Origin of the sequence: Mycobacterium sp. (assembly GCF_050700595.1) — a bacterium.
Lineage (GTDB): Bacteria > Actinomycetota > Actinomycetes > Mycobacteriales > Mycobacteriaceae > Mycobacterium.
In genome coordinates this window covers 1-9515 of the sequence record NZ_JBOHHI010000142.1, presented here as the reverse complement: position 1 = coordinate 9515, position 9515 = coordinate 1, and the positions used below count along the sequence as shown (strand labels likewise).

The following is a 9515-nucleotide window of genomic DNA, read 5'->3' as shown; positions in this document are numbered from 1 at the left end:
ACCGACGCCGCATTGAGCACTGCGGACCTGGTGACCTTGACCGGATCGATGATCCCATCGTTCGCCAGGTCCCCATAGACCAACGTGGCCGCGTTGAGCCCATGCCCGGCGGGCAGCTCGGCGACCTTGCTGACCACCACCGATCCGTCCAGACCGGCGTTGGCCGCGATCCAGTACAGCGGAGCGCTCAGCGCGCGCGCGAACACGTCGACGGCCAGCGCCTCATCGCCGGACAGCGACCCGCGCAACTCGGTCAGCGCTTTACGTGCCTGCAGCAGGGCGGCCCCACCGCCGGTGATGATGCCCTCCTCGACAGCGGCCTTGGCGGCAGCCACCGCATCCTCGACGCTTTCCTTGCGCTCCTTGAGCGCGGTCTCGGTGGCCGCACCCACCTTGATGACCGCGACTCCGCCGGCCAGTTTGGCCAGCCGCTCTTCGAGCTTTTCCCGGTCCCAGTCGGAGTCGCTGGCGTCGATCTCGGCGCGCAGCTGCTTGCCCCGTTCGGCGATGGCCTCGGCGGTGCCGCCGCCCTCGACGATCACGGTGTCGTCCTTGGTGACCACCACGCGCCGCGCCGAGCCCAGCACGTCGAGGCCCACCTCGCGCAGCAGCAGGCCGACGTCGGGGTTGACCACCTGGCCACCGGTCACCACCGCCAGGTCCTCCAGGAACGCCTTACGGCGATCCCCGAAGAACGGCGCCTTGACCGCGACCGCCTTCAACGTCTTGCGGATCGCGTTGACCACCAGCGTCGCCAGCGCCTCGCCCTCGACGTCCTCGGCGATGACCAGCAGCGGCTTGCCCGCCTCGGCGACCTTCTCCAGCAGCGGCAGCAGGTCGGGCAGCGAGCTGATCTTCTCGCGGTGCAACAGGATCAGCGCATCCTCCAGCACGGCTTCCTGCAAGTCGAAGTCGGTGACGAAATACGCCGACAGGTAACCCTTGTCGAAGCCGACCCCCTCGGTGAACTCCAGTTCGGTGGACAGCGTCGACGATTCTTCGATGCTGACCACGCCGTCGTGGCCGACCTTGGTCATCGCCTCGCCGACCAGCTCGCCGATCTGCTCGTCGCGCGACGACACGGTGGCCACCTGCGCGATGGACGTCTTACCGGACACCGGGGTGGCTGCGGCCAGCAATGCCTCGGACACCGCGTCGGCGGCTTTGCCGATTCCGGCACCTAGCGCAATCGGGTTGGCGCCGGCCGCAACGTTGCGCAGCCCGCCCTTGATCAGCGCCTGCGCCAGCACGGGGGCGGTGGTGGTGCCGTCGCCGGCGACGTCGTTGGTCTTGGTGGCCACCGACTTCACCAGTTGGGCGCCCAGGTTCTCGAACGGGTCTTCCAGGTCGATCTCGCGGGCGACGGTGACACCGTCGTTGGTGACCGTCGGCCCGCCAAACGCCTTGGCCAACACCACATGCCGGCCACGCGGGCCCAGGGTCACCCGCACCGCGTCGGCGAGTTTGTCCATCCCGGTCTCCATGGCCCGCCGCGCGGTTTCGTCGTATTTAATCAGCTTGCTCATAAGTCTTTCCTGTCCCTTGCACGCGCACCGCCCCGGAAATCCCCCACGGCTAGCGGGGATCGCCGGGGCGGAACACGCCTGAGCTACTTGGCGACGACTGCCAGCACGTCGCGCGCCGACAGGATCAGGTATTCCTCGCCGTTGTACTTGATCTCGGTGCCGCCGTACTTGCTGTAGATGACGGTGTCGCCCTCCGACACGTCCAGCGGGATCCGCTTCTCGCCGTCCTCATCCCACCGGCCGGGGCCGACGGCGACGACGGTGCCTTCCTGCGGCTTCTCCTTGGCGGTGTCGGGAATGACCAGACCGGACGCGGTCGTGGTCTCGGCCTCGTTGGCCTGTACGAGGATCTTGTCCTCGAGTGGCTTGATGTTCACCTTCGCCACGATTAGAGCCCTCCACTTGATCAGGGTATGAGCCCGGGGCCGATCCCCGAACCCTCGGAATTACCAGGTGTTCGGCATTCGTCCATGCCCTGGCGCCGTCGTCGCGGGTGACGACACCAGAGCTTGTCCGATTGCCATCTAGCACTCTATACATGCGAGTGCTAGCACTCAAGGTCGCCCTGCTGCTTCCCGGTCGAATGGCTGATAATGACGTCATGTTCACCGGCATTCTCAACACGATCCGCATCGCCGGCGTGGCCACGCTGATCGTCGCGGCCTCCATCGGATTGGCCGGGTTCGCCCACGCCGACCCGGACGGTCAAATGTACGGCGACCCTGCAGCCGCCGCCCCCTACTGGCGCTACCAGCACCAGGAAGACTGCGGCCTGATGGCCGTCGCCGACGTGGTCGGGCAGCTCACCGGCCATGAACCCACCCAAATCGGCATCGAGACACGCGGCCTGTTGAGCAAAAGCGAGACCCATCACGGCGACATCTACCTCTTTGACGGCACCTCCCCCGGAGACCTGGTGGTGCTGCTGCAGGAATACGGCATCCAATCCGATCTCACCACCGGCAACACCATGGAGACGCTGGAGCAGGACCTGGCCGGCGGCCACAAGGTGATCGCCGGGCTCAACGCCGAAACCATCTGGAACTACCCCCCGGGCCAGGGCCAACGGACTGACGCCGACCACGCCGTCGTCGTCACCGGAGTCGACACCGGCAACGACATCGTTCACCTCAACGACAGCGGCATCCCCACCGGCCGCGACGAACAGATCCCCATGGCCACCTTCACCCAAGCCTGGGCCACCGGCAACAACCTGCTCATCGTCACCCGGCAAACCAACAACCTATGAACGGCCGTTAGGGCAGCTGGCCGCGCACCACCGGCAGACCCGGGTCGGTGGCGACGTCCAGCGGCGACGGCATTGCACCCGCAGCGACCAGATGCGCAGCGAAGGCCGCGATCATCGCGCCGTTGTCGGTACACAGCCGCGGCCGGGGAATCCGCAACGTCAACCCGGCTGCGGCACAACGCTCTTCGGCCAACTCGCGCAACCGAGAGTTGGCCGCCACGCCCCCGGCGATCAGCAGCGTCGAGACGCCGAGTTCGGCGGCTGCGCGCACCGCCTTCATCGTCAGCACATCGGCGACCGCTTCCTGAAAGCCGGCCGCGATATCGGCGGTGACGGCATCCGGGTGACTCTCCACGTACCGCGCGACGGCGGTCTTGAGGCCGGAGAAACTGAATCCGTGCGGATCGTCGCGCGGCCCGGTCATGCCCCGCGGGAACACGATCGTTTCCCGGTCACCGGTACGCGCCAGGTCGTCGAGCACTTTGCCGCCGGGATAGCCCAACCCCAGCAGGCGGGCCACCTTGTCATAGGCCTCCCCGGCCGCGTCGTCGACGGTGCTGCCGAGTTCGATGATCGGTTCGCCGAGTGAGGTCACATGCAATAGATGGGTGTGCCCGCCCGACACCAGCAGCGCCACGCACTCCGGCAGCGGCCCGTGTTCGTAGACGTCGGCGGCCAAATGCCCGTCCAAATGGTTCACGGCGTAGAACGGCACCCCCCAGGCGGCCGAATACGCCTTGGCCGCAGCAACTCCCACCAGCAGCGCACCGGCCAGTCCCGGCCCGGCGGTGGCTGCGACAACGTCGGGTCGATGCACACCGGCGGCCGCCAGCGCGCGGCGCATGGTCGGACCGAGCGCTTCCAGGTGTGCCCGCGACGCGATCTCGGGCACCACGCCGCCGAACCGGACGTGTTCGGTGACGCTGGAGGCGACCTCGTCGGCCAGCAGCGTCACGGTGCCGTCGGCGTCGAGCCGGGCGATACCGACACCCGTTTCGTCACAAGAGCTTTCGATGGCCAAGATGGTCGTCATGCGGGACCACCCGGCTCCCTCAGCATGGTATAGGCGTCAGCGCCGCTCACCCGGTAGTATCGCCGGCGCACGCCGACATCGGTGAATCCCGCGCTACGGTACAGCGCAATCGCCGCCGCATTGTCGGTGCGGACCTCTAAGTAGACGGTGTCCCCGCCCGCGAAGTCCAGCAGCTCGTTCAGCAGCCGGCGACCGATACCGCGGCCCTGGTAGGCCGGGTCGACGCCGATGGTGTGCACCTCGTATTCGAACGGCGGGGTGCGGCCCAACCGCGAGATACCGGCGTAGCCCACCACCACGTCGCCGGCGCGCGCGGCTACATAACGGTTGTGCTCGGCGGCCAGCTCGCGGACGAACGCGGCCGCCGGCCACGGGTCGTCGCCGGGAAACAGCAGCGCCTCCAACTCCGCACACCGGGTGGCGTCGGCGACCGTCAGCGCGGCGAAAGTGACGGCCCCCGTGTCCCGTTCGGCGAGCGCCTTGGCGTCGGGTCGGCGCAGATACAACGGCACCAGCGGCGCCGGGGCCGCCGACCAGTCGGCTACCGCGGCCACCAGCCCGGTCGGTGTCGGGTAGGCCGGGTCGCAGCGCGGCAGGTCGAACAGCGCCGCATGCGCGGGCGAGCCGGCCACCGCCCGCGCCGCACCGGGGTCGACGTCGGCCGGGGCATTAACCCCTGGCCCGCCGGTCCGTATTCCGTTGCGGTAGCGGGCCCAATAGACCTCGCGGCGGCGCGCGTCGGTGACGACCAGCGTCTCGCCGCTGGTTCGGCCGCCGATGGCGTCCAGGCTGCACACCCCGTACACCGGGATGTCCAGGGCGTGCGCGTAGGCGGCGGCGGTCGCCATTCCCACTCGCAGACCGGTGAACGGGCCGGGGCCGCAGCCCACCACCACAGCGTCGAGATCAGCCATCGCCAGCCCCGCATCGGCCAGCGCGGCCAACACGTTCGGGGTGATCCGCTCGGCGTGGGCGCGGGTGTCGACCGTGATCCGCTCGGCCAGCACCTCGATTCCGTCACTGCAACTCACGATGCCCGCGGTGACTGCCGGGGTCGCCGTGTCGACGGCGAGCACCAGGCGGCTCACGAGCAACTCCACTGCCACGTCGCGGTCCGCACGTCGGAGTTGCTGACGCGCTCGAGGCGGATGTCGAGGTGGCGCTCGGAGAGCCGCTCGGCCAGGCCCTCTCCCCACTCGACCACCACGACGGCGTCTTCGAGGTCGGTGTCGAGATCCAGCGAGTCCAGCTCGCCGAGCAAATCGACGCCGCTGTGATCCAACAGCCGGTAGACATCGACGTGGATCATCGCCGGTGCGCCGTCGCGCCGGGCCGGGTGCACCCGCGCAAGGACGAACGTCGGCGACGTGACAGGTCCGTTGACATCCATCGCGGCGGCAATACCCTTGGCCAGCACCGTCTTTCCAGCGCCGAGTGGGCCGGATAGCACCACCACGTCCCCGGCACGCAGCCGAGTGCCCAGCCGCGAACCGAGCGCGATGGTGTCCTCGACACGGGCCAGCACCGCCGTGCCGGACAGTGGCTGGGAACGCCGGCCCTCAACCACGGCGCCAGCGCCGCTCGCGCCACCGCCTGGCCATCCCCGCGAGCCGACCCGGGGTGGCTCGTTTGACCAACCGCAGCAAGCCCTCATTGACCGGGTCCGGCTTACCCAGCAACACCAAGTGACCGGCCCTACCCACGATGGTCATTTCGCAGTTCGGCAGCGCGGCCGCCATTCTCCGCGAGTATTCGGCGGGCGTGAGCAGGTCGTGATCACCACAGACGATCAGCGTCGGGATCGTCGCCAGGGTGGGCAACGCCGCGGTCTCGTCGTGTGTTTCCAGAGCGTGCAAGAACTCCACCATCGTCGGAATCGGGGTGCCATGCATCATCTTCTGCGAGAACGCCACCACGCTCGGGCTGATATTGAAGTCGCCGTAGGACGCCGCCCGCAGGATCGGGCCGATCAGCGAATGCGCAACATGGCGGCCGCGATGTACCAACTTGGGTGCGGACCGTGCAGTGAGCCGGATGGCATTCAGCGCCGGGTTCTGCAGAACCTCACCCAGTGGTGATTTCGAAACACCCTCGGCCGCAGATGAAATCAGCGCGGCACCGACGATCCGGCGACCGTAGTGGTGCGGGTACTGCCGGGCATGTGACAACACCGTCATGCCGCCCATCGAATGACCGACCAGCACGACCGGCCCACGCGGCGCGATCACCTGCAGCACCGTCTCCAGATCCATACCCAACTGGGCCACCGTGTAGGTTTCCGGCGCGGCCTCACCGGACCGACCGTGGCCGCGCTGGTCGTAGAAGATCATCCGAACGCGCGGACCCCACTCCTCGGACAGCCGCATGCGCTGAAAGTAGAAGGCGCCCATCCGCAGACAGAATCCGTGGGCGAACACCACGGTCAGCGGCGCGTCGACGGGCCCGGCTTCGCGCACCGCCAACGACACCCCGTCGGGGGTCGTCACCACGTAGCTGCGGTCGGCGTCGAGCGCCTCGAAATTCTCGTTCGCATAGGGGTCGTCCGCGAGGACGCGCTGGGTCATCTGCCGGGCGACCGAGACCGCGGCGATCGTACCTACCGCGCCCAGTCCCGCGGCACCCGCCAGCCATCGCGCCCTGCGGTCGTGCGCTTCGCCGTCAGCGGTCAACGATTTTCGGCCTCGCGGTAAGTCCTGGTGATACGCCCGCGGGGACTGGTCACCACTTCGTAATGGATGCTACCGAGCAGATCGGCCCAGTCCTGCGCGGTAGGTTCACCCCGAGTGCCCGGCCCGAACAGGATCGCCTCGTCACCCTCGGCGACGTCGGGTGACCCCGGACCCAGATCGACGACGAACTGGTCCATGCAGATCCGGCCGACGCCGCGCCGCAACCGGCCGTTGATCAGCACGTCGAGACGCCCGGATAGCGCCCGGAACACACCGTCGGCGTAGCCGACCGGTAACAGCGCCAGGTTGGTGTCGCGGTCGGCTATCCAGGTGTACCCGTACGACACGCCCTCACCTGCTCGAACCGAACGAACCAGCACGACAACACATTTCACCGTCATCGCCGGCTGCAACCCGATATCACCGCGCTGCCCGAAGGGATTGAGCCCGTACACCGCGATCCCGGGCCGCACCAGATCGAAGGCGAGATCGGGACGGGTCAGCACGGCCGGTGAATTCGCCAGATGCGCCACCTCGTAGCGCACGCCGTGCTCGCGTGCCTGCGTCAGCATGGCGGCGAACCGTTGCGCCTGTAAGTCGTTGGCCGGATGCTCGGGCTCGTCCGCACAGGCCAGATGCGACATCATGCCGCGCACCCGGACGGCGCCGTCGGCGACGGCGCGCCTCAGCGCGGCCAGCATCGACGAGTATTCGGCGTCGCGGACCCCGTTGCGGTTCATCCCGGTGTCGAGCTTGACCGTCACCGTCGCCGACTGACCGGTGCGGCGCACCGCGTCGAGCAGTTCGTCGAGCTGGCGCACCGAGGACACGCCGATCTGGATGTCCGCGGCCAGTGCCGGCGCGAAGTCGGTGCCGGGCCGGTGCAGCCAGGCCAACACCGGCGCGGTGATGCCGTCGGTGCGCAGCGCGAGCGCCTCCTCGATGGTGGCGACACCCAGTTCGGCGGCACCGGCGGCCAGTGCGGCGCGGCCCACCCGCGCCGCACCGTGCCCGTATCCGTCGGCCTTGACGACGGCCATCAGCTGCGCGGGCCCGGCGTGCTCGCGCAGCAGACGCACATTGTGCGCAACCGCGTCCAGGTCGATCACCGCCTCGGCGATCAGCCCGTAGGTCGCAGATATCGCTTTCATCCCCGATATTGTCCCAGAGCCCAGCGCGAACCCTTGGCCAGCGCCCGGCCGGGCCTCAGTGCGCAAAGTGCTGCTCGGCGAAGTGCGTGCCGGGCTTGAGCTTGTCCAGCGTCGCCAGCGCGGTGACAGTGTCGTCGTGCAGGGCCCGGGCCATGTCGGCGGACAGACCCTCCCGCACCACGATGCGCAGCACGGAGATATGGCTGGCGTTGTCCGGCATGGTGTAGGCCGGCACCTGCCACCCGAAGGACCGCAGCTCGTGGGAGAGACCAAACTCGGTATAGCCCGGGTCACCGACCAGCCGGGCGGCCACCACCGGAATCGCCGAGCCGTCGGAGATCAGCTCGAAGTGTTCACCGGCGACCAGCTGCTGAGCCAGCCAGCGCGCGGTCTGCGACAACGACCGCATGACCTGGGTGTAGCCTTCGCGGCCCAGCCGCAGAAAGTTGTAATACTGGCCGACGACCTGGTTGCCCGGGCGGGAGAAGTTCAGCGTGAAGGTCGGCATGTCACCGCCGAGGTAGTTGACCCGGAACACCAAATCCTCGGGCAGGTGCTCGCGGCTGCGCCACACCACGAACCCGATACCGGGATAGGTCAAGCCGTATTTGTGGCCGCTGACGTTGATGGACACCACCCGCGGAAGCCGGAAGTCCCACACCAGGTCCGGATGCAAAAACGGCACCACGAACCCGCCGCTGGCCGCGTCGACGTGCACCGGGACATCCACGCCGCCGCCGGCTGCCAGCTTGTCCAGCGCCGCGCAGATCTGCTCGACCGGCTCGAGCTCCCCGGTGTAGGTGGTGCCCAGGATCGCCACCACACCGATGGTGTCCTCGTCGACGGCCTCGATGACCTGCTCGGGAGTGATGACGTAGCGGCCCTCCTCCATCGGCAGGTAGCGGGGTTCGACGTCGAAGTAGCGGCAGAACTTCTCCCAGACCACCTGCACGTTGGTGCCCATCACCAGGTTGGGGGTGCGGTCCTTCCAGCCGGCGCCGACGCGCTCTCGCCATCGCCACTTCAGCGCCAGCCCGCCCAGCATCACCGCCTCGGACGACCCGATCGTCGACACCCCGATTGCGCTTGCCGGATCGTCGTCGCGCAGATCTTCGGCGTGGAACAGGTCGGCCACCATGCACACGCAGCGCTGCTCGATGGCCGCGGTCGCGGGGTATTCGTCCTTGTCGATCATGTTCTTGTCGAACGTCTCGGCCATCAGCTTGCCGGCTTCGGGGTCCATCCAGGTCGTCACGAAGGTCGCCAGGTTCAGCCGGGAACTGCCGTCGAGCATCAGTTCGTCGTGGATGAAGCGGTAGGCGGCCTCGGGATCCATCGACTCGTCGGGCATCCGCAGCGCGGGTATCGGTGCGGTGAACAGGCGGCCGGTGTAGGCGGGTCCGATCGAGTGCGCGGGGGCGGACGGGTGGTGCGGCACGGTAGGTCCTTTCGTAGGGCGGTTACAGGCCGGCCAGGGCGGTTCGGATATGGCCGATGATTCGCGACGCCGACGTCGGTGCGTCGCCGGGACCGGGATCGCCGGCCGACAGCGCCGCCGCGCGGGTGTGCACGAACGCCGCCGCGGCCGCGGCCTCACCGGCCGGCAGTCCCGCCGCCAGCAGCGCGCCGATCATGCCGGACAGCACGTCACCCGATCCCGCGGTGGCCGCCCAGGACTGGCCGGCCGGGTTGAGGTAGACCGGCCCGCCGGGTTCGGCGATGACGGTAACGTTGCCCTTCAGCAGCACGGTGGCGCCGAACGCGTCGGCGAGCTTGCGGGTGGCGCCGATGCGGTCGTCGCCGGGTGGGGCGCCGGCCAGCCGGGCGAACTCGCCGGCATGCGGGGTCAGCACGGTCGGCGCACGGCGGGAAGCGAGCATGTCGGGG

10 protein-coding genes and 1 pseudogene are annotated in these 9515 nt (G+C 68.6%); 1 reads left to right on the top strand and 10 read right to left on the bottom strand.

Annotation, left to right across the window (positions count from 1 at the left end; genetic code table 11):
- The coding region (gene groL, locus ACRDTL_RS13630; RefSeq protein ID WP_431507236.1) for a chaperonin GroEL at positions 1 to 1526 on the bottom strand (1526 nt) is incomplete at its 3' end.
- Positions 1527 to 1609: 83 nt separating this feature from the next.
- On the bottom strand, positions 1610 to 1912 hold the full coding sequence (gene groES, locus ACRDTL_RS13625; RefSeq protein WP_067323081.1) for a co-chaperone GroES: 303 nt from the start codon (positions 1910 to 1912) through the stop codon (positions 1610 to 1612).
- 215 nt (positions 1913 to 2127) lie between these two features.
- Here groES and ACRDTL_RS13620 point away from each other — a divergent pair, with 215 nt between their 5' ends.
- The gene (locus ACRDTL_RS13620; protein ID WP_431507235.1) at positions 2128 to 2775 is read left to right on the top strand and encodes a C39 family peptidase; all 648 of its coding nucleotides are present in this window, start codon (positions 2128 to 2130) and stop codon (positions 2773 to 2775) included.
- 7 nt (positions 2776 to 2782) lie between these two features.
- Here the strand turns inward: ACRDTL_RS13620 and tsaD are convergent, their stop codons facing one another.
- The 8 genes and pseudogenes from tsaD to ACRDTL_RS13580 all read right to left on the bottom strand — a co-directional run.
- Positions 2783 to 3808, bottom strand: coding sequence for a tRNA (adenosine(37)-N6)-threonylcarbamoyltransferase complex transferase subunit TsaD (gene tsaD / locus ACRDTL_RS13615; RefSeq protein ID WP_431507234.1), 1026 nt, complete (start codon positions 3806 to 3808; stop codon positions 2783 to 2785).
- On the bottom strand, positions 3805 to 4245 hold the full coding sequence (gene rimI / locus ACRDTL_RS13610; protein ID WP_431507237.1) for a ribosomal protein S18-alanine N-acetyltransferase: 441 nt from the start codon (positions 4243 to 4245) through the stop codon (positions 3805 to 3807). Before rimI ends, tsaD begins: the two co-directional genes overlap by 4 nt.
- Before the next feature lie 33 nt (positions 4246 to 4278).
- Positions 4279 to 4896 (bottom strand): annotated as a pseudogene (gene tsaB / locus ACRDTL_RS13605) (tRNA (adenosine(37)-N6)-threonylcarbamoyltransferase complex dimerization subunit type 1 TsaB); the annotation flags it as partial.
- Positions 4893 to 5375 (bottom strand): tRNA (adenosine(37)-N6)-threonylcarbamoyltransferase complex ATPase subunit type 1 TsaE, encoded by a 483-nt coding sequence (gene tsaE, locus ACRDTL_RS13600; RefSeq protein ID WP_431507233.1) that lies wholly within the window; start codon positions 5373 to 5375, stop codon positions 4893 to 4895. The gene tsaE and the pseudogene tsaB, both read right to left, overlap by 4 nt.
- Positions 5368 to 6477 (bottom strand): alpha/beta fold hydrolase, encoded by a 1110-nt coding sequence (locus tag ACRDTL_RS13595; RefSeq protein ID WP_431507232.1) that lies wholly within the window; start codon positions 6475 to 6477, stop codon positions 5368 to 5370. Before ACRDTL_RS13595 ends, tsaE begins: the two co-directional genes overlap by 8 nt.
- Positions 6474 to 7628 (bottom strand): alanine racemase, encoded by a 1155-nt coding sequence (gene alr, locus ACRDTL_RS13590; protein ID WP_431507231.1) that lies wholly within the window; start codon positions 7626 to 7628, stop codon positions 6474 to 6476. Before alr ends, ACRDTL_RS13595 begins: the two co-directional genes overlap by 4 nt.
- Positions 7629 to 7683: 55 nt before the next feature.
- Entirely contained in the window at positions 7684 to 9066 is a 1383-nt protein-coding gene (locus tag ACRDTL_RS13585; protein WP_431507230.1) for a glutamate decarboxylase, read from the bottom strand.
- A gap of 22 nt (positions 9067 to 9088) precedes the next feature.
- Positions 9089 to 9515, bottom strand: a 427-nt coding sequence (locus ACRDTL_RS13580; protein WP_431507229.1) for an ADP-dependent NAD(P)H-hydrate dehydratase, incomplete at its 5' end; no start/stop codon positions are given.

Bases quoted from the DNA above. Each gene is read 5' to 3' on its own strand.
- ACRDTL_RS13620 (WP_431507235.1), top strand. From the start codon at position 2,128: ATGTTCACCGGCATTCTCAACACGATCCGCATCGCCGGCGTGGCCACG.
- tsaD (WP_431507234.1), bottom strand. From the start codon at position 3,808: ATGACGACCATCTTGGCCATCGAAAGCTCTTGTGACGAAACGGGTGTC.
- alr (WP_431507231.1), bottom strand. From the start codon at position 7,628: ATGAAAGCGATATCTGCGACCTACGGGCTGATCGCCGAGGCGGTGATC.